22 protein-coding genes are annotated in these 24004 nt (G+C 73.1%); 7 read left to right on the forward strand and 15 right to left on the reverse strand.

The features are described 5' to 3' along the window. Positions 1 to 20 precede the first annotated feature (20 nt). Positions 21 to 884 carry an aminoglycoside phosphotransferase family protein gene (locus AMK25_RS22650; protein WP_174537508.1) on the reverse strand — a complete coding sequence of 288 codons (864 nt, stop codon included), beginning with the start codon at positions 882 to 884 and terminating at the stop codon, positions 21 to 23. A gap of 8 nt (positions 885 to 892) precedes the next feature. Continuing rightward, positions 893 to 2074 (reverse strand): signal recognition particle-docking protein FtsY, encoded by a 1182-nt coding sequence (ftsY, locus tag AMK25_RS22655; RefSeq protein WP_073830380.1) that lies wholly within the window; start codon positions 2072 to 2074, stop codon positions 893 to 895. A 146-nt stretch (positions 2075 to 2220) separates the two neighbouring features. On the opposite strand from ftsY, the gene AMK25_RS22660 reads away from it, so the two are divergent. From AMK25_RS22660 to AMK25_RS22675, 4 genes are all read left to right on the forward strand, one after another. Beyond that, the gene (locus AMK25_RS22660; protein WP_073830381.1) at positions 2221 to 3933 is read left to right on the forward strand and encodes an alkaline phosphatase D family protein; all 1713 of its coding nucleotides are present in this window, start codon (positions 2221 to 2223) and stop codon (positions 3931 to 3933) included. A 13-nt stretch (positions 3934 to 3946) separates the two neighbouring features. Next, positions 3947 to 4372, forward strand: a complete 426-nt coding sequence (locus AMK25_RS22665) for a MarR family winged helix-turn-helix transcriptional regulator (RefSeq protein WP_073830382.1) — start codon at positions 3947 to 3949, stop codon at positions 4370 to 4372. 110 nt (positions 4373 to 4482) lie between these two features. Next, a complete protein-coding gene (locus tag AMK25_RS22670) occupies positions 4483 to 6027 on the forward strand; it encodes an MDR family MFS transporter (RefSeq protein ID WP_073830383.1) in 1545 nt (514 codons plus the stop codon). A 62-nt stretch (positions 6028 to 6089) separates the two neighbouring features. Continuing rightward, positions 6090 to 6617, forward strand: a complete 528-nt coding sequence (locus tag AMK25_RS22675; protein ID WP_073830384.1) for a DinB family protein — start codon at positions 6090 to 6092, stop codon at positions 6615 to 6617. A 6-nt stretch (positions 6618 to 6623) separates the two neighbouring features. Here AMK25_RS22675 and AMK25_RS22680 read toward each other — a convergent pair whose 3' ends face one another. The 3 genes from AMK25_RS22680 to AMK25_RS22690 all read right to left on the reverse strand — a co-directional run bounded on the left by AMK25_RS22680 (position 6624) and on the right by AMK25_RS22690 (position 11346). Next, positions 6624 to 7241, reverse strand: a complete 618-nt coding sequence (locus tag AMK25_RS22680) for an HAD family hydrolase (RefSeq protein WP_073830385.1) — start codon at positions 7239 to 7241, stop codon at positions 6624 to 6626. Then, positions 7238 to 10837: a chromosome segregation protein SMC gene (smc, locus tag AMK25_RS22685; protein WP_073830386.1), complete on the reverse strand. Its 3600-nt coding sequence runs from the start codon at positions 10835 to 10837 to the stop codon at positions 7238 to 7240. The genes AMK25_RS22680 and smc overlap by 4 nt, the downstream gene beginning before the upstream one ends. Before the next feature lie 314 nt (positions 10838 to 11151). Next, on the reverse strand, positions 11152 to 11346 hold the full coding sequence (locus AMK25_RS22690; RefSeq protein ID WP_013284566.1) for a hypothetical protein: 195 nt from the start codon (positions 11344 to 11346) through the stop codon (positions 11152 to 11154). A 373-nt stretch (positions 11347 to 11719) separates the two neighbouring features. On the opposite strand from AMK25_RS22690, the gene AMK25_RS22695 reads away from it, so the two are divergent. Together AMK25_RS22695 and AMK25_RS22700 are read left to right on the forward strand one after the other, a co-directional pair. Further along, positions 11720 to 12826 (forward strand): CAP domain-containing protein, encoded by a 1107-nt coding sequence (locus AMK25_RS22695; RefSeq protein WP_073830387.1) that lies wholly within the window; start codon positions 11720 to 11722, stop codon positions 12824 to 12826. A 78-nt stretch (positions 12827 to 12904) separates the two neighbouring features. Next, a complete protein-coding gene (locus tag AMK25_RS22700; protein ID WP_073830388.1) occupies positions 12905 to 13774 on the forward strand; it encodes an endo alpha-1,4 polygalactosaminidase in 870 nt (289 codons plus the stop codon). Between the two features lie 271 nt (positions 13775 to 14045). Here AMK25_RS22700 and AMK25_RS22705 read toward each other — a convergent pair whose 3' ends face one another. The 9 genes from AMK25_RS22705 to rsmD form a co-directional block, all read right to left on the reverse strand. Next, complete coding sequence (locus AMK25_RS22705) at positions 14046 to 16262, reverse strand: MMPL family transporter (RefSeq protein ID WP_073830389.1); 2217 nt, start codon at positions 16260 to 16262, stop codon at positions 14046 to 14048. Between the two features lie 239 nt (positions 16263 to 16501). Then, entirely contained in the window at positions 16502 to 17359 is an 858-nt protein-coding gene (gene mutM / locus AMK25_RS22710) for a bifunctional DNA-formamidopyrimidine glycosylase/DNA-(apurinic or apyrimidinic site) lyase (RefSeq protein WP_073830390.1), read from the reverse strand. Then, entirely contained in the window at positions 17352 to 18155 is an 804-nt protein-coding gene (gene rnc / locus AMK25_RS22715) for a ribonuclease III (RefSeq protein ID WP_073830391.1), read from the reverse strand. Before rnc ends, mutM begins: the two co-directional genes overlap by 8 nt. After that, positions 18152 to 19111 carry a phosphate acyltransferase PlsX gene (locus tag AMK25_RS22720; protein WP_192900265.1) on the reverse strand — a complete coding sequence of 320 codons (960 nt, stop codon included), beginning with the start codon at positions 19109 to 19111 and terminating at the stop codon, positions 18152 to 18154. The genes rnc and AMK25_RS22720 overlap by 4 nt, the downstream gene beginning before the upstream one ends. Before the next feature lie 132 nt (positions 19112 to 19243). Further along, positions 19244 to 19417, reverse strand: coding sequence for a 50S ribosomal protein L32 (rpmF, locus tag AMK25_RS22725; RefSeq protein ID WP_073830392.1), 174 nt, complete (start codon positions 19415 to 19417; stop codon positions 19244 to 19246). Between the two features lie 5 nt (positions 19418 to 19422). Then, the gene (locus AMK25_RS22730; protein ID WP_073830393.1) at positions 19423 to 19986 is read right to left on the reverse strand and encodes a YceD family protein; all 564 of its coding nucleotides are present in this window, start codon (positions 19984 to 19986) and stop codon (positions 19423 to 19425) included. A gap of 123 nt (positions 19987 to 20109) precedes the next feature. Continuing rightward, on the reverse strand, positions 20110 to 20607 hold the full coding sequence (locus tag AMK25_RS22735; protein WP_073830394.1) for a hypothetical protein: 498 nt from the start codon (positions 20605 to 20607) through the stop codon (positions 20110 to 20112). A gap of 163 nt (positions 20608 to 20770) precedes the next feature. Then, the gene (coaD, locus tag AMK25_RS22740) at positions 20771 to 21247 is read right to left on the reverse strand and encodes a pantetheine-phosphate adenylyltransferase (RefSeq protein ID WP_073830395.1); all 477 of its coding nucleotides are present in this window, start codon (positions 21245 to 21247) and stop codon (positions 20771 to 20773) included. After that, positions 21244 to 21807 carry a 16S rRNA (guanine(966)-N(2))-methyltransferase RsmD gene (gene rsmD, locus AMK25_RS22745; RefSeq protein ID WP_073830396.1) on the reverse strand — a complete coding sequence of 188 codons (564 nt, stop codon included), beginning with the start codon at positions 21805 to 21807 and terminating at the stop codon, positions 21244 to 21246. The genes coaD and rsmD overlap by 4 nt, the downstream gene beginning before the upstream one ends. A gap of 251 nt (positions 21808 to 22058) precedes the next feature. Between rsmD and AMK25_RS22750 the strand changes: the two genes are divergently transcribed. Further along, positions 22059 to 23000 carry a cell wall anchor protein gene (locus AMK25_RS22750; protein WP_073830397.1) on the forward strand — a complete coding sequence of 314 codons (942 nt, stop codon included), beginning with the start codon at positions 22059 to 22061 and terminating at the stop codon, positions 22998 to 23000. Between the two features lie 64 nt (positions 23001 to 23064). Here AMK25_RS22750 and AMK25_RS22755 read toward each other — a convergent pair whose 3' ends face one another. Continuing rightward, positions 23065 to 24000, reverse strand: a complete 936-nt coding sequence (locus AMK25_RS22755) for a serine hydrolase domain-containing protein (RefSeq protein WP_073830398.1) — start codon at positions 23998 to 24000, stop codon at positions 23065 to 23067. Positions 24001 to 24004 lie beyond the last annotated feature (4 nt).

Genomic DNA, 24004 nt, shown 5'->3' on the forward strand with positions numbered 1-24004 from the left:
GTGAAGAACGCCGATCTTGGTCAGCGCAGCGCGTACTCCAGCTGGTGCCGCTCGTAGTCGAGCAGCCGCAGGTCACGCATAGGGCGACGCAGGTGGCCCTTGTGGACGATCCGGACGAACGCCGGCTCACCGGCGGCGGCCATCCGCCGGATGCCCTCGACGTGGTCGACGATGCGCTTGCGGATGGTCCGGATGAGCCGGTGCCGGTCGCGCGGGATCAGCCCGTACGCGTCGGCGAACAGGCGCAGCCGGCGCGGACGGTCGGGGCGCTTCCAGCCGAGCGTCACCGAGTCACGGTCGGAGAAGATCGGCACCCAGGTCCAGGCCGCGTACGCCACGTCGTAGATGCGGGCGCCGGGCGAGGCGAGGTCGAAGTCGATCAGCCCGAGCGTGCCGTCCGGCCGCCAGATCACGTTGTGCGGCGCGGCGTCGTGGTGGCAGATCACCTCGGTGTCCGGCGGGGGCGGGCCGAACGAGCGCCAGACCGCGCCGGGCGGCGGGGTGAAGCCGTACTGGGCGTCGTGGAACATCCGCAGCATGGTGGCCACCGTGACCAGGGCCTCGTCGGTGACCCAGTGCGGGGCCAGCGGGTACTCCCCGCACTCCCCCTCCAGGTACGACAGGACCTCCCGGTTGCGCTCGTCCATGCCGAGCGCGCGGGGCGCGCCGGTGAAGCCGACGTACTCCAGGTGACGCAGCAGCGCGTGCACCGAGGGCGTCCACGGGCCGGCGTTGCGCCGGACCGTGTCTCCCACACGGACCACTGTGCTCACGTTCCCGCCGTGCAGCGGAATCTCCTGCGAAGTCACGTACGGTCTCCCGAGGCGTGGCGACGGGTGGCTGGGGTCGCGCCACCCCGCGTAGGCGCGATCGTCAGTCGTCACGGGAGAGGCTACGCGTCCCGGGCGAGCGGCTCGGTGCCGAGCAGCGCGTCGACGAACTGCGCCGGGTCGAACGGGGCCAGGTCGTCCTTGCCCTCGCCGAGGCCGACCAGCTTGACCGGGATGCCCAGCTTGCGCTGCACGGCGATCACGATGCCGCCCTTGGCCGTCCCGTCGAGCTTGGTCAGCACGACGCCTGTCACGTTGACCACCTCGGTGAAGACCCGCGCCTGCTCCAGCCCGTTCTGGCCGGTCGTGGCGTCGAGGATCAGCAGCGTCTCGTCGATCGGGCCGTGCTTCTCCACGACGCGCTTGACCTTGCCCAGCTCGTCCATCAGGCCGATCTTGTTCTGCAGCCGGCCGGCGGTGTCGATGAGCACGGTGTCCACGCCGGTGTCGATACCCCGCTTGACCGCGTCGAACGCGACGCTGGCCGGGTCGGCGGCCTCGGGCCCGCGGACCGTCTCGGCGCCCACCCGGCCGCCCCAGGTCTCCAACTGGTCGGCGGCTGCGGCCCGGAACGTGTCGGCCGCGCCGAGCAGCACGCTGCGGCCGTCCGCGACCAGCACCCGGGCGATCTTGCCGCAGGTGGTGGTCTTGCCGGCGCCGTTGACGCCGACCACCAGCACGACCGCCGGGACGCCCTCCTTCGGCGCGGTCCGCAGCGAGCGGTCCAGGCTCGGGTCGAGCGCGTTCACCAGCTCGGCGGCGAGCAGCGCGCGCAGCTCCTCCCCGGTGCGGGTGCCGAGCACCCGGGTCCGCTCGCGCAGCCGGTCGACGATCTCCCGGGTGGCGTCGATGCCGACGTCCGCGGTGATCAGGCTGTCCTCGATCTCCTCCCAGGTGTCCTCGTCCAGCCGGTCGCGGCTGAGCAGGCCGAGCAGGCCCTTGCCGAGGGCGTTCTGCGAGCGGGACAGCCGGGAGCGCAGCCGGACCAGCCGCCCGGCGGTCGGCTCCGGCACCTCGACCGGGGGGGCCTCCACCGGCGGGACCTCGACCACCACGCCGGTGGTGAGATCCGCCTCCGGGGCCTCCACCGGCGGGCCGGCCAGATCCTCCTCGGCCCGGGTGTCGACCTCCGTGCGCGGCAGCGGAGGCTCCGGGCGCCGGCGCAGCCGGGGCACCACGAGGCTCAGGCCGCCGATGATCAGCACGCCGAGCAGGGCGAGAGCGACGAGGAGGTATTCCGTCATGCCCGAAATCCTGTCAGATGCCGGCGACGGCGTCCCACTCACCGCCTCGGCACGCGAACAACCTGCGGGTACGCTCGCACCGGAAGGCGTACCGCAACCGCCGGCCGGGTAGGGAACAGCCGAAACGATCTTGACGGAGGTGCGTCGTGCCCGGTTCCCGCCTGCTCATCGGCCCGCTGCTGCGCCGGGTCGTCGACACGCGGGCGACCGTCTGGGTGGAGACGAGCTCGCCCGCCCTGGTCACCGTCCGCACCGCCGACGGCGCCACCGGCAGCGCGCCCACCTTCTCCGCGTACGACCACCACTACGCGATCGTCGTGGTGACCGGGCTCACCCCCGACAGCGCCACGACGTACGAGGTGCTGATCGACGGCGAGGTGGCCTGGCCGCTGCCGGACTCGTCGTTCCCGCCCAGCGTGATCCGGACCCGCGCGCTCGACGACGCCGACCAGCCGGTGCGGCTGCTGTTCGGCTCCTGCCGGGAGACCACCCAGCACTCCACCGCGCGCAAGCTGCCGCCGGACGCGCTGGATGCGTACGCCCGGCGGGTGATGGCCGCGCCCGAGCAGGCCGTGCTGCCCGACCTGCTGGTGCTGCTCGGCGACCAGGTGTACGCGGACGAGACCTCGCCGACCGTGCGGCGGCTGCTCAAGCGTCGCCGCAAGCGGCCGAAGGACGCCCCGGCGACGCAGGTGGTGAGCTTCGACGAGTACACGAAGCTCTATCTGGAGTCGTGGCGCGACCCGGAGATCCGCTGGCTGCTCGCCACCGTGCCGAGCGTGATGATCTTCGACGACCACGAGGTGATCGACGACTGGAACACCTCGCAGTCGTGGCGGGCGGACATGCGCGAGCAGCCGTGGTGGGCCGAGCGGATCCGCAGCGGCCTCGCCTCCTACTGGGTCTACCAGCACCTGGGCAACCTGAGCCCGGATGAGATCGCCGCCGACCCGGTGTACGCGAAGGTGATGGCCGCCGAGGACGCCACCGGCGTGCTGCACGAGTTCGGCGAGCGGGTCGACAAGGAAGCCGACCTGGCGCACGACACCGAGCGCTGGCGAGCCGTGCAGTACCAGTGGAGCTACGCGCTGGACCTGGGCCGCACCCGCCTGGTGATGCTGGACAACCGCTCCAGCCGGGTGCTCCTGCCCGGCAGCCGGGCGATGCTGCCGCCGGGCGAGTGGTCGTGGTTCCTCGACCAGGCGCACGGCGAGTACGACCACCTGGTGGTGGGCAGCTCACTGCCGTGGCTGCTGCCGCCCGGCATCCACCACGTCGAGGCGTGGAACGAGCGCCTGGCCGACTCCAGCCGGCCCTGGGTGGCCCGGATCTCCGAGCAGATCCGCCGGGGCCTGGACCTGGAGCACTGGGCGGCGTTCCGGCGCTCGTTCGAGGCGCTGGGCGAGCTGTTCGCGCGGCTGGGCAGCGGCACCGCGCCGCGCACCGGGGCGCGGGTGGGCGCCGGGCCGGCGTACGCCCGACCGGCGTCGATCAGCGTGCTCTCCGGCGACGTGCACCACTCGTACGTGGCGCGGGCCCGGTTCGCCGACCGTGACGTCCGCACGCCGGTGCACCAGCTCACCTGTTCGCCGATCCACAACCAGGTGCCGGCCGGCATGCGCCCGCTGATGACGCTGGGCTGGAATCCAGGGCCGGCCGGGGCGACCCGGGCGCTGGCGCGCTCGGCCGGGGTACGCCGTCCGCCGGTGCGCTGGCGGAAGCTGGCCGGGCCCTATTTCGGCAACGCCGTGGCCACGCTCACCCACCAGGGCCGTAAGGCCGCCGTGGTGATCGAGGGCACGACCAGCGAGGGCGAGCTGCGACCGGTGGCGCAACAGCAACTCAGCGACGGGGACTGAGTACCCTCTGAGCGTGGACGAGACGCTGCGCGCCGTGGAGCACGAGTTGACCGCGTTGCTGCGCAGAGGCCGGGCGCTGTCCTGGGAGATCGCCCGCGAGGTCCACCCGAACCTGGAGCCCAACGCGTACGGCCTGCTGCTCTGGCTGCGGCGGTCGGGCTCGACCCGGCTCACCGACCTGGCCGTCAAGCTGGGCATCGGCAAGGGCACGCTGAGCCGGCAGATCGGCGGGCTGGAGGCGCTCGGCCTGGTACGCCGGGACCCGGACCCCACCGACCGGCGGGCGGCCCAGCTCAGCCTCACCGAGGAGGGCACGCGGCGGTTCGACGCGGCTCGCGCGGCTCGACTCGGACAAATAAGGCGTTCGCTGGAGAGCTGGCCGAAAGAGGATGTGGCGGACCTCGCCCGGCTGATGCACCGCTTCAACGAGTCGTTCTGACCTGGCGCGTTCCGGAACAAAGCCGCCCCGCCACAAGTTGTTGCTTTAGGCAACCACACCCTACGGTTGCCCGCGGCAACAGTTCTCCCCCGTTCCGGAGGCAATCCACGATGACTCAGGCGACTGCGCCCGCCCGGGCGACCGCCGTCGACATGTCCCACCGGCAGATCCTGGAGGCGCTCTCCGGCCTGCTGCTGGGCATGTTCGTCGCGATCCTCTCCTCCACGGTCGTCTCCAACGCGCTGCCGCGGATCATCACGGACCTGCGCGGCGGCCAGTCCGCGTACACCTGGGTGGTCACCTCGACGCTGCTGGCAACCACGGCGACCACGCCCATCTGGGGCAAGCTCTCCGACCTGTTCAGCAAGAAGCTGCTGGTCCAGATCTCCCTGGTGGTATTCGTGCTGGGCTCGGTGCTCGCCGGGCAGGCCCAGACCACCGGCGAGCTGATCGCCTGCCGGGTGGTGCAGGGCGTCGGCGCGGGCGGCCTCACCGCCCTCGCCCAGGTGATCATGGCGACGATGATCGCCCCGCGTGAGCGCGGCCGGTACAGCGGCTACCTCGGCGCCGTCATGGCCGTCGGCACGATCGGCGGCCCGCTGATCGGCGGCGTGATCGTGGACACCTCCTGGCTCGGCTGGCGCTGGTGCTTCTACGTCGGCGTGCCGTTCGCCGTGCTCGCCCTGATCGTGCTCCAGCGGACGCTGCGGCTGCCGGTGGTCAAGCGCGACGTGAAGATCGACTGGTGGGGCGCCACGCTCATCACCGCCGCCGTGTCGCTGCTGCTGGTCTGGATCACCCTGGCCGGCGACAAGTACGACTGGATCTCCTGGACCAGCGGTGCGATGGTGACCGGCGCCGCGCTGCTCGGCGCGCTCGCCGTCCGGGTCGAGAAGCGTGCCGCCGACCCGATGATCCCGCCGCACCTGTTCCGCAACCGCACCATCACGCTCGCCGTCATCGCCAGCATCGCGGTCGGCGTCGGCATGTTCGGCGCCTCGGTGTTCCTCGGGCAGTACTTCCAGATCAGCCGCGGCGCCAGCCCCACCATGTCCGGCCTGATGACGCTTCCCATGATCGGCGGCCTGCTGGTCTCCTCGACGGTGGTCGGCCGGATCATCACCGCCACCGGCCGCTGGAAGAGCTGGCTGGTCATCGGCTCGGTGCTGCTCACCGCCGGCTTCGCGCTGATGGGCACCATGCGGGCGGATACGCCGTACTGGCACCTCGCCGTGTTCATGGCGCTCATCGGTCTCGGCGTCGGCATGTCCATGCAGAACCTGGTGCTCGCCGTGCAGAACACGGTCCGCCCGGACGAACTCGGCGCGGCAAGCTCGGTGGTGTCCTTCTTCCGCAGCCTCGGCGGCGCGATCGGCGTGAGCGCGCTCGGCGCGGTGCTCGGGCACCGGGTCACCGGTTACCTGGCCGACGGCCTGAGCCGGCTGGGCATCCCGGCCTCCGGCTCCGGTGGTGGCCTGCCGGACGTGCACACGCTGCCCGGCCCGATCCGGACCGTCGTCGAGTCCGCGTACGGGCACGCCGCCGGTGACATCTTCCTGGCCGCCGCCCCGTTCGGGCTGCTCGCCCTGGTCGCGGTGGTCCTCATCCGGGAGGTGCCGCTGCGCCGCTCCAACGCCGACGTCGTGGTGCCCTGAAAGGAAGGGCCCCCTGTTAACGCCTCGCGTTGTACAGGGGACCCCTCTTAACATCTGCGCCCATGACCTGGACCGTGCCTGAGATCGACCGCCGCCACGAGCCCTACGTCGCCGACGAGCGCACCATGCTCGAAGGCTGGCTCGACCACCATCGCGACACGCTGGTGCACAAGTGCGCCGGGCTGACCGCCGAGCAACTGCGTACCCGCAGCGTGGAGCCCTCCGGGCTGACGCTGCTCGGCCTGGTCCGGCACATGGCCGACGTGGAACGCTGGTGGTTCCGCGTCCGCGCCACCGGCCAGGAACTGCCCGACCTCTACGACTACGACGCCGACCCGGACGCGGACCTCAACGACATCGCCGACGCCGACCCGGCCGAGGCGTTCGCCACGCTGCGCGCCGAGATCGAGGCGGCCCGGGCGGCGGTGGCCGGCCTGCCGCTGGAGCACACGTTCCGCCACCGCCGGGGCGACACCACGCACGAGATCAGCCTGCGCTGGGTGTACGTCCACATGATCGAGGAGTACGCCCGGCACAACGGCCACGCCGACCTGATCCGGGAACGCATCGACGGCGTCACCGGCGCCTGAGCCGGGTCAGTACGCCAGCGCCGCCCGCAGGTAGCGCAGGTCGGCCGGGCCGCTCCAGCGGTGGGCGGACAGCCCGGCCACCCGGGCGCCGGCCACCGCGCGGTCCTCGTCGTCGACGAACAGCACCCGGGCCGGGGGCGTCCCCAGCGCCTCGCAGGCGGCCTGGAAGTACTCCTTCGCCGGCTTGTGCACTCCGACGACAGAGGAGTTGACGATCACGTCCAGTTCCTCGGTCAGGCCCAGCGCGGCCAGGTCGGCGTCGAGCAGGTCGGTGGCGTTGGTGCCCAGCCCGACCCGGATGCCCGCGGCCCGCACCTCGCGGATGAACGCCAGCACGTCCGGGTCCACCTCGCCGCGGTAGCTCTGCCACTCCTGGACCGCCGCACGGGCCCGGTCCGCGCCGACCGCGGGGGTCAGCGCGTCGGCCACGCTCACCATCCACTGGGCGTGGCTGACCTGGCCGGTCAGCACCGGCTGGAGCAGTCCCCAGGACATCGCGATCTCACCGAGGACACCCTCGGTCAGCCCGTACTCCCGCTCGACGCCGGCGGCCACCGCCGGATCCCAGCGGCGCAGCACGCCGTCGAAGTCCACCAGGAGCGCCGTGGCGCGTTCCCGACTCACTCGCTCGTCACCTGTTCCTCGTCGTCGGCCCGGTTGAGCCGCTGGCTGATCACCTGGGTCACGCCGGCCCGCATGGTCACCCCGTACAGCGCGTCGGCGATCTCCATGGTCCGCTTCTGGTGCGTGATCACGATCAGCTGGCTCTTCTCCCGCAACTGTGCCAGCAGCGTGATCAGGCGGCCCAGGTTCACGTCGTCGAGCGCCGCCTCCACCTCGTCCATGATGTAGAACGGGCTGGGCCGGGCGCGGAAGATCGCCACGAGCATCGCCACGGCGGTCAGCGACCGCTCGCCGCCGGAGAGCAGCGAGAGCCGCTTGATCTTCTTCCCCGGCGGCCGGGCCTCGACCTCGACGCCGGTGGTGAGCAGGTCCTCCGGGTCGGTCAGCACGAGCCGGCCCTCGCCGCCGGGGAACAGCACCGTGAAGACCTGCTCGAACTCCCGCGCGGTGTCGGAGAACGCGCTGGCGAAGACCTCCAGGATCCGGTCGTCCACGTCCTTGACCACGGTGAGCAGATCGCGCCGGGTGGCCTTGAGATCCTCCAGCTGCTCCGAGAGGAACTTGAAGCGCTCCTCCAGCGCGGCGAACTCCTCCAGCGCGAGCGGGTTCACCTTGCCCAGCAGGGCCAGTTCCCGTTCCGCCTTGGCGGCCCGCTTCTCCTGCACCGGCCGCTCGTAGCGCACCGGGTCCGGCACCGGCCGGCCGTCCTTCTCGGCCAGCGCCACGTCCGCGTCGGTGGGCGGGACGAGCCGGTCCGGGCCGTACTCGGCGACGAGCGTGGCCACGTCCAGGCCGAAGTCCTCGGCGGCCTTGGCCTCCAACTGCTCGATGCGCATCCGCTGCTCCGCGCGGGCCACCTCGTCGCGGTGCACCTGGCTGGTGAGCCGTTCCAGCTCGGCGGCGAGGCGCTTGGCCGCGCCGCGTACCTCGGACAACTCGGCCTCGCGGGCGGCGCGCTCGCGGGCGACGGCGTCGCGGTGCTCCTCGGCCCGGGCGATCGAGACGGTGAGCCGGGTGAGCGCCTCCCGGGCGCCGCCGACCACGGCCCGGGCGATCTGGGCGCCGCGGGCGCGGGCCGCGCGCCGGGCGGCGGCGCGCTCCCGCGCCGCGCGTTCGGCGGTGGCCTGCCGGGCCAGCGAGTCGGCACGTCCGGCGATCGAGGCCACCCGCTCCTCGGCGGTACGCACCGCGAGCCGGACCTCCATCTCGTTCTGCCGTGCCTGCGGCACCATGGCGGCGAGCTGGTCGCGTTCCTCGGTGGACGGTTCGGCGTCGAGCGGAGTGGCCTCGGCCAGGCGCAGCCGTTCCTCCAGCTCGGCCAGTGCCGCGAGGTCCCGTTCCCGGGCCGCCTCGGCGCGTGCCCGGGACTCGCCGAGCCGGTCGGTCTCCGCCTTCGCCGACCGGGCGGCCGCGCCCAGTTCGGCGAGGCGGCGCGCGGCGGCGTTGCGGTGGCTCTCCGCCTCCCGCTTGGCGGCGGCGGCGTGCTGCACGGCCTCCTTGGCGGCAGCCACCTCGGCGCGCGCCTCGGCGAGCTGTTCCCGCAGCTCGGCAGCGGTCCGCTCGGCGGTGGCGCGGTTCGCCCGCGCCTCCTCGACGGCGGCCTGCACCTCGATGAAGCTGGGCGCCTTGGCCGACCCGCCCGCCGCCGCCCAGGCACCGACCACGTCGCCGTCGGGGGTGACCGCGCGCAGCTCCGGGTTCGCGGCGACGAGCGCGGACGCGGCGGCCAGGTCGTCGACGAGCGCGACGTCGCGCAGCGCCCGGTGCACGGCCGGCCGGATCGCGGCCGAGCACTCCACCAGGTCGGGCGCCCAACGCGCGCCCTCGGGCAGCTTCGGGCGCAGGGCGTCCGCGGAGCCGTCCATGCCCGGCCCGGCAGGGCTGCCGACCAGCAGCCCGGCCCGGCCGGCGTCGGAGATCTTGAGCAGCCGCATCGCCTCGACCGCCTCGTCCACGCCGGTGACGGCCACCGCGTCGGCGAGCCCGCCCAGCGCGGCGGCGAGCGCCGCCTCGTCGCCGGGCGCGACGGTGAGCAGCCCGGCGAGGCTGCCGAGCAGGCCGGGCACCTGGTCGGCGCGGGCCAGCAGCTCACCTGCGCCGTCCTTGCGGCGCAGGCCCATCGCGAGCGCCTCCTCGCGGGCCTTCCAGGTGGCGGCGTCCTTCTCCGCGGCGCGCTCCCCGTCGGTCAGGCTGCGCACCGCCGCCTGGGCCCGCTCGTGTACGGCCACCGCCTCGTCGTGCCGGGCGTCCAGGTCGGCGTTGTCCCGGTCGGCCTCGGTCGACTGCTCGGCGACCGCGTCCACGTCGGCCTGTGCCTTCTCGGCCCGGCCCATCGCGTCGGCGTGCGCGGCGGCGAGCCGTTCGATCTCCTCACCGGCGCTGGTGGTCCGCGCCCGGGCGGAGTTCACCTGGCCGGTCAGGCGGGCCAGCCCTTCGCGCCGGTCGGCGATCGCCTTGGCGGCGGCGACCAGTTCCCGCTCGGCGGCGGCGAGCTGCCGTTCCAGCTCCTGCCGGTGCTCGACCGCCTCGGCCAGCCGGATCTGGTCCTCGGTGAGCGCGGCCCGCAGCTCCTCCTCCTGCTCGCGGACCCGCCGCGACTCCGCCTCCAGCTGCTCCGGGTCGCGGCCGGGGCGTTCGTCGTCGCCGGCGGCGCTGAGGTGACGCAGCCGCTCCCGGGCCAGTTGCTCGATCGAGCGGAACCGTTCCTGGAGGGCGGAGAGGCGGTACCAGGTGTCCTGCGCCGCCGCCAGCAGCGGCGCGTCCTCGGCCAGCGCCGCCTCCAGCTCGCCGAGGCGGCCCTGCACCTCGCCGTGCTCGGCCTCGATCACCTCACGCCGCTCCCGCAGCGCCGTCTCGTCGGCGATCTCCTTGTCCAGTGTGGTCCGCAGCGTGTGCAGGTCGTCGGCGAGCAGCCGCAGCCGGGCGTCGCGCAGGTTGGCCTGGATCGCGGCGGCGCGGCGGGCCACCTCGGCCTGCCGGCCCAGCGGTTTGAGCTGGCGGCGCAGCTCGGCGGTGAGGTCGGTCAGGCGGTTGAGGTTGGTCTGCATCGCGTCGAGCTTCCGCAGCGCCTTTTCCTTGCGCTTGCGGTGCTTGAGGACGCCGGCCGCCTCCTCGATGAACGCCCGGCGGTCCTCCGGCTTGGCGTGCAGCATGCCGTCGAGCCGGCCCTGCCCGACGATGATGTGCATCTCGCGGCCGATGCCCGAGTCGGAGAGCAGCTCCTGGATGTCGAGCAGGCGGCAGGAGTCGCCGTTGATCTCGTACTCGCTCTCGCCGGAGCGGAACATCCGGCGGGTGATGGAGACCTCGGTGTACTCGATCGGCAGCGCGCCGTCGGTGTTGTCGATGGTGAGGGTGACCTCGGCCCGGCCCAGCGGCGCGCGTCCGGCGGTGCCGGCGAAGATGACGTCCTCCATCTTGCCGCCGCGCAGCGCCTTGGCGCCCTGCTCGCCGAGTACCCAGGCGATGGCGTCGACGACGTTGGACTTGCCGGAGCCGTTCGGGCCCACCACGCAGGTGATCCCGGGCTCCAGCTTCAACGTCGTGGCGGAGGCGAAGGACTTGAAGCCCTTCACCGTCAGGCTCTTGAGATGCACCTTCTCGATCCTCGTCCGGTGGCCGCCGTACCGTCGCCGGCTGCGCGGACCTGGTGAACCCGCAGACTAACCCGGGACCGCGACGCCGCCGCGACGCGACCCACCCGACGCCCGCGGTGTCCGTTTTCCGCCCGGCCGTCGTGGGGGAACGGAAATGCATGATCACAATTACCGGGCGCAATTCCGGGCGGTTTCGCAAGATCGAGAATTACGGCGGGAACCACGAAAAGGGGTACGCACATGGCTGCGCGCCGGCACTTGAGTGTCGGCGCGCTTTTCGGTGTGGTGCGATTCAGTTTTCCGGCGACTGGAGATCAGGTCAGCGCGGGCTCGGCCAGACGGAGGAGGTCGTCGGCCTCCGCCGCTGCCGCCGCAAGCCGATCGTTGTCGGCACGCAGACGCGTGATCTCGAACTCCAGTGCCTGAACCCTGGCACGCAGACGGGTGACCTCGTCGAGCAGGCGCCGGTCGGGCGCTGCACTTACGTGGCCGTAGAGGGCCTTCGCCATGCTGAACTCCTTGATGTGCGCTGCCGGAAAGGCCGGCCAACGCGCGCCCATGATGTTCGCGGCTACCATTCCCACTGCATCGGGGCATGGCTGGGCGCGACTGGCGACACCACTATATTGAGCCGAAACCCCCTGCTTCGTCAAGTTGACCAAGGCCGTAGATCATCTCCACGTCGGCCGGGCCACTCACCGGGGGGCTGCCACAAGGCGCGGACACGCTCTGTCCGGACGCCTTTACTGTACGCCGGAAATGTGTGAACGCCTCACTCCCGGCGGCTGCTTCGCCTTAACTCTTCCTTAGCCACGTTGCCGCAGCTCCGAGCGCGCCCGTAGCGTCACCCCGGCCCGCAACCAACCCGTGAAGGGGACAGGCGTGTACCGCTGGAACGACCCGATCGACCCGGAGGGCACCGCCCGGCGCCCCGAGCAGCCGACCGACGAGGGTCCGGCGTGGCTCACCGACCGGCCCGAGCCGCGGTCGTCGTACCTCTTCGGAGACGGCGCGCAGCAGCAGCCGCCCGCCGGCTACGGCCCGGCCGGCTACGGCCCCGAGCCGGCCGGCTCCTACCCGCCGCCCCGCGACCGGTGGAACGGCGAGGAGCAGCCCACGGCCGCCTGGCACGGCCAGGAGCCCGCGTGGCACGGCCACGAGCAGCCGGCCGGCGGCTGGGAGCAGCCCGCCGCGACCTGGCAGCCGGCGAGCGACATCCCGGCCGACGAGCCGCGACGCCGCAAGCGGCGCCTGTCCCGGCCGCTCGTGATCGGCGGGGCCGCTGCCGCGGCGACGCTCGTGGTGAGTCTCGGCGTGGGCGCGGTCCTGCTGCCCGGCGATGACCAGGGCACGAATCGGACCTCCGCCGACGCCCCGGTGGCCGCCGCACCGCAGGCGCCCGAGGATGCCGGGGACGGCCCCGCGGAGGCGCTCGCTGCCGAGTCGGGCAGCCCGTCGGCCGTACCGACCACCGTCGCGCCGAGCCCGTCGAAGAAGGCCACTCCGAAGCCGAGCCGCAGCACCGCGCCGTCGCGGCAGCAGGAGCGCAGCAGCGCCCCGAGCGGCGGCGGCACCGGGGCCACCAAGGCCACCGCCACGACCGCGCTGAGCGCGGAACTCCAGAAGGTCGTCACGCTGGTGAACCAGGAGCGGGCGAAGGCCGGCTGCAAGGCGCTGACCGTGAACGCCAAGCTGAACCTGGCCGCCCAGCGGCACAGCCAGGACCAGGCCGACCACAAGAAGATGGACCACAACGGCAGCGACGGCAGCAAGCCCTGGGACCGGGTGAAGCGCGCCGGCTACAACTACAGCATGGTGGGCGAGAACGTCGCCTGGGGCTACCAGAGCGCGGCCGAGGTGATGGACGGCTGGATGAACTCCGCGGACCACCGGAAGAACATCCTCAACTGCGGGTACACCCAGATCGGGATGGGTCTGGCGCGCAGCAACGGGCCGTACTGGACGCAGGTCTTCGGCACCCCGGCCTGACCCGCGCGTCGTGACCGGCCCGGCGCTCGTTGACCGGTCGGGGGCGGCGTCGGGCCGCCCGCGTCCGGGGAGTCGTCGATGCGGATCCGGCCGGGGTGGGCCGTGCCGCGCGCCCGGCCGGCCCGCGTCCGCCGACGTGGCCCGCGCCGGGGCGTGGCGCTCGCGCTGACCGCGCTGCTGCTCGCCCCGGTGCCGGCCTGCCGGCGGCCGATCACCCCGCCCGGCGCGCCCACGCCCTGGCCGGTCGCACAGGCCGACAGGTGGCGGTGGCAGTGGCAGCTCACCAGCCCGGTGGACGTCAGTGTCGACGCCGACGTCTTCCTCCTCGACCCGGTGGCGACCACCTCGACCGAGACCGCCGCGCTGCGCGAGCAGGGCCGCCGGCTGGTCTGCCACGTCCGGGTCGGCACGTACGCCGCCGACGATCCGGACGCCACCCGCTTTCCCGCCGCCGTACGCGGCTCGGCAGTACCCGGACGACCGGGGAGCCGCTTCTTGGACGTACGGCGCTGGGACGCGCTGTCACCGGTGCTTGCCGACCGGTTCCGGCTGTGCCGGGGCAAGGGCTTCGGCGCGGTGGCACTGGCCGACGCGGACGGCCACCGGTACCGCTCGGGCTTCCCGCTGGACTTCGACGACCAGTTGCTGTTCAACCGCCGGCTGGCCGGGCTGGCCCGCAAGCTCGGCCTCTCCCCCGGGCTGGTCGACGACGTGGCGCAGGTGGCCGCGCTGGCGCCCGACTTCGACTTCGCGGTCAACCAGGAGTGCGTACGCCACCGCGAGTGCGCGAAACTGCTGCCGTTCGTCGACGCCGGCAAGCCGGTCTTCCACGTCGAGTACACGGGTGAGCCGGCGGACTTCTGCGTCACCTCGCTCGGCTACGGCTTCGCCTCGATGCGCAAGGATCGGCAACTGGACGCCTGGCGGGAACCCTGCGTGCTGCCGTGACGCGTCGGGGCACAGCTCAGCCGGTGGTCGCGTCGCGGGCCGGAGTGCCGGTGGCGGCGCCGCTGCTCACGACGCGCTCCGGGGCCGGCGCCTCCGGCCATCCGTCGTCAAGGCGGCCACGAGAACTGCCGATACTCTCCGTGACCTCACCGGCTGATAGCTGCACAGAAAGCGGTATACCTGAGAGGCATAATCATGACTCTCAGGTATACCGCGCGAACACGGATGCCTTCTCGGCGGCCGGCACGAGCCGGAACGGGTCCGATCAGGCTCAGCGGGCGCCGACCAGCTCCGGAGCCGGGGCGGGCGGCGGCTCGACCGCCGGGACGACGACCGTACGGCGGCGCATGAAGCGCGGCGCCCACCAGTTCGCGTCCCCCAGCAGCGTCATCACCGAGGGCAGCACGACCGCTCGGATGATCGTGGCGTCCAGCAGGATCGCCGCCGCCAGGCCGATGCCGAGCTGCTTGAAATCGATCATGCTGAGCGTGGCGAAGATGGAGAACACCGCCACCATCACCACCGCCGCGCTGGTCACCACCCCGGCCGAGGAGGTGATGCCGTGTGCCACCGCCTCCCGGTTCGGCATGCCCCGGTCGACCGCCTCGCGGATCCGGCTGACCACGAAGACGTGGTAGTCCATGGACAGTCCGAAGAGGACCACGAACAGGAACAGCGGCAGCCAGGTGACGATCGCGTCCATCGAGGTGAAGCCGAGCAGCCCTTCCGCCCAGGTGCTCTGGAAGACCAGCACCAGCAGCCCGTACGCGGCGCCGGCGGAGAGCAGGTTCAACACGATCGAGGTCAGCGCCACCACCACCGACCGGAACGTCCACGCCATCACCAGGAACGTCAGCGCCAGCACGAACGCGGCGACGATCGGCAGCTTCGCCCAGATGTGGGCGGCGTAGTCCTCGCTGGCGGCCACGCCGCCGCCGACCGCGTACTCCACGCCCGGGATGGCGCCGAGCGTGGCCGGGACCAGGTCCTCGCGCAGCTCGTGCAGCGACCGGGACGCCTCGTCGGAGCGGCTGGCGTGCGGCGTCGCCACCTCCAGCACCGACACCCGCCGGTCCGCCGACACCCGGATCTCCGGGCCGTCCGCCTCGGCCGGCGCGAAGAGCGGGTCCACGGCGGTACGGCCGGCCAGGTCGGTGAGCGCGGCCCGTACCCGGTCGGCCTGCTCGGCGGGCGCCCGCACGGCGACGGTGTGGCTGGTTCCGTTGCTCGGGAAGGCGGCGGTGAGCCGGTCGTACGCCTGCATGGCCGCGGTGTTGCGCGGCACGTCCTCCGGGCCGGGGAACTTCAGCTTCATGCCGAGCGCGGGCGCGGCCAGCGCGAGCAGCAGCGCCACCGAGATCAGCAGCGTGGCCACCGGCGCGCGCAGCGCGGGCTTGAGCACCGCCGGCCAGAACCGGGGCCGGGCGGGCTGACCGTCGCGCGGCGCGGTGAGACGCCAGAGCAGCGGCACCCGGGGCCGGTCGACCCAGCGGCCCAGCTTCGCCAGCAGCGCCGGCAGCACTGTGAGCGAGCCGATCACGGCGACCGCCACAACCAGGATCGAGCCGACGGCCAGGGACGAGAAGATCGCGTCCTGGGCGAGCAGCAGACCGCCCATCGAGATGATCACGGCGGTGCCGGAGACCACCACGGCGTGCCCGGAGGTCTCCGCCGCGATCTCCACCGCGTCCAGGCCGGACCGGCCCTTCGCTCGTTCCTCACGCTCCCGCCGCACGTAGAACAGCGAGTAGTCCACCCCGACCGCCATGCCGATCAGCAGGATGACGCTGGCGGTGGTGTCGGTGGCCGGCACCAGGTGCGAGGCGAGAGTGGAGAGTCCCATCGCGGCGGCCACCGAGGAGAGCGCCAGCAGCACCGGCACCCCGGCGGCGATCAGCGCGCCGAACGCGATGATCAGGATGGCCAGCGTCACCGGCAGGCTGAGCAGCTCGGCGCGCTTGAAGTCCTTGCCGAGCGTGTCGTCGAGCGCCTTGTCGATCGACGGGCCGCCGACCTGCTCCACCCGCAGCTGCGGGTGCGCGTCCTGCACCTTCGCGGTGGTGTCCCGCAGCGGCTGCACCCGGTCCCCGGCGGTTCCCGGGTCGCCCGACATGGTGATCGGCAGCAGCAGCGCGCTGCCGTCGCGCGACGGCATCGGCGTACCGATCGAGGCCACGCCGTCGACCTGCCGCAGCCGGTCGGCCGCGTCCTGGGCCGCGGCCTTCGCCGCCGGCTGGTCGAGCGTCCCCGAGCGGGCGGTGATCAGCACGTTCTCGGTCGCCGGCTGGTCGAACCCGCCACTGTCGACGATCAGCTGTGCCCGCCCGAACTCGCCGATCGCCTGATCCTCGTCGGTCGCCTCGTTCAGCCCGGCGGCGCTGCCGCCCACGAAACACACCGCCACGAAGACCACCCACAACGCGATCGCGCGCCACGGATGCTCCGCACTCCACCGTGCCAACCGCACGGTCACCGGTCGCCTGCCCATGTCCCGGGTTCCACCCTCCTGGTGCCGGCCCTGTGCCGACCCCAGATGACGCTAGGCAGCAGGCGGGGACCCGACATCGGGGAACGGCCCCCGCTCGTCCCCGATCCCGCGGACGCGGTCCGCGCGGCCGGAACCGGCCGCGCCGACCAGGCGCAAAAGGACATCTCCGGGTACGCTCCGGCGCGTCTCCGGGGACCGCCCGGCGATGCACACCGGCGCAACCCCGAACCGGCTCGGGGTCATCCCCGGAGGGTGCCCCGGGGCCGCGGCTGACACCGCGGGCAACTGTAGGAGGACCGGTTCATGAACGCCTCACGCCGGATCGGCGCGCCGCAGCGCGGGCAGGGCTCCCCCTCCCGGCCGTACGCGTTCAGCGACCTGTCGAAGTAGCCGCTCTCGCCGTTGACGTTCACGTACAGCTCGTCGAAGCTGGTGCCGCCCTGCTTGATCGCCTCGGCGAGCACGTCCCGCACGTGCCCGAGCAGCCGCAGCGCGGCCGGGCGGGTCAGCGCGTCGGTCGGGCGGGCGCCGTGCAGCTTCGCCCGCCACAGTGCCTCGTCGGCGTAGATGTTGCCCACCCCGGAGATCAGCGTCTGGTCGAGCAGCGCGCGTTTGATCTCCGTACGCTTGCGGCGCAGCGCCGCCACGAACGCCTCGTCGGAGAACTCCGGGTCCATCGGGTCGCGGGCGATGTGCGCGATCTCCGCCGGCAGCTCCGCCCCGCCTTCGGAGACGGACAGCCCGCCGAACGTGCGCTGGTCGACGAAACGCAGCTCCGGCCCGTCGTCGGCGAACCGGAACCGGACCCGCAGGTGCAGCTCGTCGGCGGCGCCGACCGGCTGCAACAGCAGCTGGCCGGACATGCCGAGGTGACCGATCACCGCGTCGCCGCTGTCCAGCGGCAACCAGAGGTACTTGCCCCGGCGGCGTACGCCGGTGATCGTCCGGCCGGCGAGCACGTCGGCGAAGTGCGCGCCGCCCGGCGCGTGCCGGCGTACCGCCCGGGGGTGTCGCACCTCGACGGCGGCGATCCGCCGCCCGATCACCCACTGGGCCAGCCCTTGCCGGACGGTCTCGACCTCGGGCAGCTCAGGCACGGCCGGCGCCCGCCTCGACGTCCGCCGCCTCGTCCTGCCCCGCCGCCTCGTCGCGCGCTCCGGCCGCCGCCTCGGCCTCGGCCTCGGCCCGCTCGGTGATCGTCCGCCAGGCCGACTCGGCGGCGCGCTGCTCGGCCTCCTTCTTGCTGCGCCCCTCCGCGCCGCCGTAGCGGTTGCCGGCGACCACCACCCAGGCGGTGAACGTCTTCAGGTGGTCCGGCCCGGTGCCCTCGATCCGGTACTCGGGCACGCCGAGCCCCAGCGCGGCGGTCAGCTCCTGGAGGCTGGTCTTCCAGTCCAGCGCCGCGCCCCGGCCCGCCGACTCGGCCATCAGCGGGTCGAAGAGCCGGTGGATCACGATGGCCGCGGTGTCCAGGCCGTACTGGAGGTAGATCGCGCCCAGCAGCGCCTCCAGCGTGTCGGCCAGGATGCTCGCCTTGTCCCGTCCGCCGGTGGCCTCCTCGCCCTTGCCCAGCAGCAGGTACGCGCCCAGCCCGTCCGGGCCCAGGCCACGCGCCACGTCGGCCAGCGCGCGCATGTTGACCACGCTCGCGCGCAGCTTCGCCAGCTGCCCCTCCGCCAGGTCCGGGTGGTTGTGGAACAGCGCGGTGGTGATCACCACGCCGAGAACCGAGTCGCCCAGGAACTCCAGCCGCTCGTTCGTGGGCAGGCCGCCGTTCTCGTACGCGTACGAGCGGTGGGTCAGCGCGCGTTCCAGCAGCTCCGGGTCGAGCGACACCCCGAAGGCCGCCTCCAGGTGGCCGACGGGAGCACGCCGCCGCTTGTCGTTGGTCATGGTGCTACCTCGGTGTCGTGTCGGTCAGGTGCGGATTCGTGCGGAACGTCGGCGAGCAGGGCGCGGACCGTCCCGGCGGCGTCGCGGCGCCAGAGGTGAGCGGCCAGGGCGATACCCGAGGCGACGTCCTCGGAGCCGGCCGCGCCGTGGCAGACGACCACTGTGCCGCCCACCCCGAGCAGGGCGGCGGCGCGGGGCGCGCCGCCGTTCGGCGGAGGGCCACCGGCCATCGCGTACGCGCCCTCGATGGCCTTCAGCAGGACGTTGCCGGTGAAACCGTCGGTCACCACCACGTCGGCGCGGGTGCCGAGGGAGATGTCGTACCCCTCGACCAGGCCGACGTAGCGCGCGTCGCAGGGCAGCGCGAGGGCGGCGAGCGCGGGATCGGCGTGCCGGCGCAGCCGGTCGCCCTTGCCGGTCTCATGGCCGACGGAGAGCAGCCCGACGCGGGGCGCGGTGACGAAGTGCGCCACGGCCGCGTAGGCGGCGCCCAGGACGCCGTGCCGGGCCAGCGTGGCGGGACCGGACTCGAGCGTGCCGCCCACGTCCAGCAGCACCACCGGACCTTCGACGGCGGGCAGCGTGGCGACGAGAGCGGGCCGGCGTATCCCGGTCCAGCGCCCGAGGCCGAGCGCGGCGGCGGTGACTGTGGCGCCGGTCGAGCCGGCGGAGACCACGGCGTCGGCGAGACCGTCGCGTACGGCCTGCACGGCCGCGCGTACCGTGCTCTCGCCGCGCGCGGCGGTGGGATGGTCGGCCATGCCGACGGCGGCCCGCACCGGGCGGACGGTGACCCGGGTTCGCTGCGCCGGGTCGAGCGCACCGATCAGCTCGTCGGCCACCTCGATCGGGCCGACGAGCATCAGGTGCAGGGCGGGATCAGTGCGTACCGCTCGCAGAGCGCCGTCAACCACGACGGCGGGAGCATCGTCCCCGCCGAGGAGGTCGACGGCGATCCGCGCGGTGCCCGGCTCCGCAGGTCCGCCGGCCGGGAGCCGGTCGGCGGTGAAGGGAGCCGGGGCACCGGGCGAGAGCCTTGGTGCGCGCGTCACCCGACCGGTGGTCGGGGACGTCACTCGGCGGCCGCGTCAGACCTCGAGGACCTGACGGCCGTTGTAGGTGCCGCAGACGGAGCAGGCGGCGTGCGGCAGCTTGGCCGACTTGCACTGCGGGCAGGCCACGGTCGCCACCACCGAGGCCTTCCAGTTCGCCCGGCGGGCGCGGGTGTTGCTGCGCGACATCTTGCGCTTGGGGACGGCCACGGTTCTTACTCCTCTGTACGGGTCAGTTGCGTCAGGCTCGCCCAACGCGGGTCGACCTGCTGATGGCTGTGATCGGCCGGCAGATCGTCCCAGTGCACCCCGCAGTCGGGGCACAGCCCTGGGCAGTCCTCCCGGCAGAGCGGGTTGGTCGGCAGCGCCAGCACCACCGCGTCCCGCAACGCCGGCTCCAGGTCGATCAGATCGCCCTGCATCCGGCCCACCTCGTCCTCATCGGCCGTGTCGTCCGTGGTGCTGTTCTCGTACGCGTACAGCTCCTGGATCGTCACGGCCAACGAGTCGTCGATCTCGCGCAGGCAGCGCCCGCACTCGCCCTTGACGGGACCGGTGACGGTCCCGGAGACGAGCACGCCCTCGGACACCGACTCCAACCTCAGGTCGAGGTCGAGGTCCGCGCCCTCCGGCACGCCGATCAACTCCCCGCCGAGGTCCGCCGGTGCCGGCACGACCCGCTTGTGCGTACGCAACGCGCCAGGTCGGCGCGGCAGTTCCCTCGTGTCGAGGACCAGCGGCGACCTGGGGTCGAGTGTGCTTGGCGAGTGTTTGGGCATAGTCAGACTCCGGCCGATGAGAGGCCGACAAAGAAGGTTACCTGCCAGGCGGCGGACCGTCGAACCGGGGGCGGACCTCCGGCTCGGCGGCAGCCGGCTGTCGGCGACCGGCCCGTGCGCCGCTCAGAAGGGTAGCGGGCGGTCCGCCTCGTCCCCGGCGAAGGTGCCGATCTCGCGCAGCGCGTGCATCTTGTCCCGGCCGCGCTCTATCGAGGCGAGCGCCCGGGTGAGGAACTGCTCGAAGTTCGCCAGCGCGGTGTCGACGTAGTCGTCCACCTCCTCGCGGAGGCGCTGCGCCTCGGCCCGTGCCTCGGCGATGATCCGCGCGCCCTCGTGCTCGGCCGAGACGGTGATCTCGTTGACCGAGACCAGCCGGGCGTGTTCCGCCTCACCCTCGCTGATGATCCGGTCGGCCTCGCGCTTGCCGGCCTCCATGATCTTGTCCCGCTCCTCCAGCAGCGCGGCGGCCCGGCGCAGGTCGGCGGGAAGCTCCGCGCGCAACTCGTCGAGCACGGCGATCATCTCGCCCCGGTCGACCATGCAGTTGTTGCGCGACATCGGGACGGAGCGGGCCTGCTCCACCATGGCGATCAGTTCGTCGATGCGATCGAGCGGGTCCACCGGTACCTCACTCCTGTCTTCGTCGGCCGCCCTCCATGATGCGGCCTGCGCCCGGCTTCGGCGCTGCACACATCATGTCGCGCCCGAGCCACCGACGCCCCACCCGCCCCACCCGGCGCGTCGCCCCCGGCCGCCGTCACCACCCCCGCCCACTCCGGGTGGGTCAGGGGCGGAGGCGGGTGGTCAGCTGCTCTCGAACCAGGTCGGGGACGTGGGCGGAGATGTCGCCGCCCCACTTCGCCACGTCCTTGATCAGGCTGGACGAGATGAACGAGTAGAGCGGGTTGGTCGGCATGAACAGCGTCTCCACGCCGGCCAGGCCGATGTTCATCTGGGCCATCTGCAACTCGTAGTCGAAGTCGCTCACCGCGCGCAGGCCCTTGATCAGCACACTCGCCTGCTGGGCGCGGCAGAAGTCGACGAGCAGGCCGCGGAACGACTCCACCCGGACGTTGTCGTACGAGGCGGTGACCTCGTGGAGCATGTCGATCCGCTCCTCGACCGTGAACAGGCCCTGCTTCGACTGGTTGATCAGCACCCCGACGATCACCTCGTCGAACAGCCGGCTGGCCCGGCCGATGATGTCGAGGTGACCGTTGGTGACCGGGTCGAACGAGCCGGGGCAGACCGCACGTCTCATGATCGGCGACCGTACCAAAGAGTGGTCTCGCCGTAACGTCTGCTCCGCTCCGGAGTGACACCTTCCACCCACGTGACCGGTCCGGATCGGCTGGACCGCTCGACGATCACCAGGGCGTCCGGGGCGAGCCAGCCGCCGTCGACCAGCGCCGCCAGCATCGCGGTGATCTCGGCGTCCGGCACCGCGTACGGCGGATCGGCGAAGACCACGTCGTACGGCCCGTCGGCCGGACCGGCGGCCAGCACGGTGGCGACCTTGCCGGTGACCAGGCGCGCGGCGGGGGCGGCCCGGAGCGCGGCGATGTTCTCCCGGACGACCCGGGCGGCCCGCGCGTCGGACTCGACGAGCAGCACGTGCGCGGCGCCCCGGGACAGCGCCTCCAGGCCGACCGCGCCGGAACCGGCGTACAGGTCGGCGAAGCGGGCCCCGTCCAGGTCGAGATCGGCCTGGACGGCGCTGAACAACGCCTCCCGGACCCGGTCCGAGGTGGGCCGGGTGCCCGCGCCGGGCGGCGCGGCGATCCGCCGTCCGCCGAGCGTGCCGGCCACGATCCGGGTCACCGTCGCTCCCTGCGCATGCCACGACGCTACGCGACGGGCGCGCCGAGGTGGATCGAGCACCCGGAGGCGACGCCGGGTGACTCGACGTACATCAATGATCTCGAATTCATAACGGACCCTTTACGACCCGTCGATCTCGGTAACGCCCGCACTGTCGATCTCGCTAGGGTCTGGCCCGATTGCCGAGCGGACGCGTGGCTCCGGTCCCTCCGCCCGGGTCTCTCCCATCCTCCCCCTCGTCAGGAGCAGGCGTGAATCGTCTCCACCTCCGGCGTGCCGCCGTCCTCACCGCCGGCACGCTGCTCGGCCTCGCGGGCGTCGCCACCGTCGCCGGCCCGGCCGCCGCCCACCACCCCGAGCCGTCCGGCAGCTACTGCGCCACCCCGAACGGCGCGGTCACCGTCACCTGGTCCGTGACCAGCAGCGAGACCGACATCTCCGGCCGCATCACCAAGCTCGTGTCCACAGTGCCCGGCCCGGTCGACGGGGACCTGGCGGTCGGCGCCGAGCTGAAGCCGGCCGGGAAGGGCACGCTCACCGGCACCCAGACCCACACGTTCTCCGGCCCGGTCCCGGAGCTGAAGCTCACCGTCGGGGCGCACTGGGACCGGGGCCGCAAGTCGCACGAGGGCGAGCGGACCGTGACGGCCCGCCCGGCCCGCGACTGCGCGACGCCGCGCCCGTCGCCGTCGCCCAGCACGCCGCCGAGCGTCACCCCCTCGCCGAGCACGCCGCCGCAGACCACCACCCCGACGCCGTCGGCGTCCGTCCCGCCGAGCCCGTCCACCCCGCCCAGCTCTCCGCCCGCGCCGGCAGAGCCGATCTTCAAGCTCGACCAGGACTGCGACTCGATGACGTTCGTGGTGGAGAACCCGGCGGCGGGCGCGCCGTTCACCGCCACGCTGACCACCGAGAAGGGCGTCACCAGGACGCTCGCGTCCGAGCCCGGCAAGACCAGCTCGGTCGAGTTCGACGCCTACCCGGGCCTCAAGGTCACCGTGAAGTACGACGTGGTCGAGGACGCCGAAACCATCCCGTACGCCCAGCCGGACGACTGCTCCGGCCAGGGTGGCGGCCTGCCGGTCACCGGCCCCGCCGCGGGCGCCATCGCGGGCGGCGCCGCGCTGCTGCTCGCCGCCGGCGCGGTGCTGTTCGTGACGGCTCGTCGCCGCCGGATCCGCTTCACCGCCTGATCCGCACCCGAGGGCGCGTCGACGACCGGTCGGCGCGCCCTCGCCGTGTGTGCCCCAGGCCCGGTCAGACCGTGTCGAGCACCGACGTGACCGCGACCGGGTCGACCTCGGCCTGGTTGGTCAGCAGGACGAGCCGCTCGTCGGAGTCGGGCAGCCAGGCGGCGAACGCCTTGTAGCCACCGTTGTCCCCGGAGTGGTGCAGCGCCCGCCGGCCGGCCAGCGGGCCGACGAAGAACCCGTAGCCGTACGCCTCGTCGGGCCGGCCGGTGGACGCGTGCGGCGCGGTCATCGCCGCCACCGAGGCCGGGGCGAGCAGCCGGCCCCGGCGCGGTACGTCCAGCCAGGTGAGCAGGTCCGCCCCGGTGCACCAGACGTCGCCCGCGCCCATGCTCACCGTCGCCAGGTCCCAGGACGGCACCGCACGGCCGCCCTCGTGCCCGGTCGCCACGTCCGGCCGCCCCTCGCCGGAACCGGCGAAGCTGCCAGTCATGCCCAGCGGCGCGAAGACCTCCTCGGCGAGGAACTCGGCGTACGGCCGGTCGGCCACCCGCTCGACGGTGCGGGCCAGCAGCACGTAGCCGGGGCTGCTGTAGTGCCACCCGGCTCCGGGGCAGAACAGCGGCGGCAGCGCCACGAACCGGTCGAGCAGTTCGTCCGGCTCGGCCGGCCCGTGCAGGCCGATCGCCGGGTAGTCCTCCCAGTGGCCGAGGCCGGACGTGTGGGTGAGCAGGTGGTGCAGCGTGATGCCGGACCACTGCGGCGGCGGCGTGCCGGGCAGCCGTCGTACGACCGGGTCGGACAGGCTCAACGCTCCCCGCTCGGCGAGCAGCAGCACCGCCACGGCCGCCATCTGCTTGCTGATCGAGGCGATCTGGAATCGCGTCGCCGGGGTGCAGCGCCGGCCGGACGTCTCGTCGGCGACTCCGGCGACCCGGTCCACCAGAAGCTCGTCACCTCGGGCCAGAAGCAGCACGCCGCGTTCGAGTGATGGTGTCGACATCTGC

This window comes from Micromonospora sp. TSRI0369, from assembly GCF_001905625.1.
Classification (GTDB): domain Bacteria; phylum Actinomycetota; class Actinomycetes; order Mycobacteriales; family Micromonosporaceae; genus Micromonospora; species Micromonospora echinospora_A.

Excerpts from the sequence above, each read along its gene's own strand:
- AMK25_RS22700 (WP_073830388.1), top strand. The coding sequence starts at position 12,905 with ATGCGGATCCGGCCGGGGTGGGCCGTGCCGCGCGCCCGGCCGGCCCGC.
- AMK25_RS22690 (WP_013284566.1), bottom strand. The coding sequence starts at position 11,346 with ATGGCGAAGGCCCTCTACGGCCACGTAAGTGCAGCGCCCGACCGGCGC.
- AMK25_RS22670 (WP_073830383.1), top strand. The coding sequence starts at position 4,483 with ATGACTCAGGCGACTGCGCCCGCCCGGGCGACCGCCGTCGACATGTCC.
- AMK25_RS22675 (WP_073830384.1), top strand. The coding sequence starts at position 6,090 with ATGACCTGGACCGTGCCTGAGATCGACCGCCGCCACGAGCCCTACGTC.
- AMK25_RS22705 (WP_073830389.1), bottom strand. The coding sequence starts at position 16,262 with ATGGGCAGGCGACCGGTGACCGTGCGGTTGGCACGGTGGAGTGCGGAG.
- AMK25_RS22755 (WP_073830398.1), bottom strand. The coding sequence starts at position 24,000 with ATGTCGACACCATCACTCGAACGCGGCGTGCTGCTTCTGGCCCGAGGT.
- ftsY (WP_073830380.1), bottom strand. The coding sequence starts at position 2,074 with ATGACGGAATACCTCCTCGTCGCTCTCGCCCTGCTCGGCGTGCTGATC.
- rnc (WP_073830391.1), bottom strand. The coding sequence starts at position 18,155 with ATGACCAACGACAAGCGGCGGCGTGCTCCCGTCGGCCACCTGGAGGCG.
- coaD (WP_073830395.1), bottom strand. The coding sequence starts at position 21,247 with ATGAGACGTGCGGTCTGCCCCGGCTCGTTCGACCCGGTCACCAACGGT.
- AMK25_RS22730 (WP_073830393.1), bottom strand. The coding sequence starts at position 19,986 with ATGCCCAAACACTCGCCAAGCACACTCGACCCCAGGTCGCCGCTGGTC.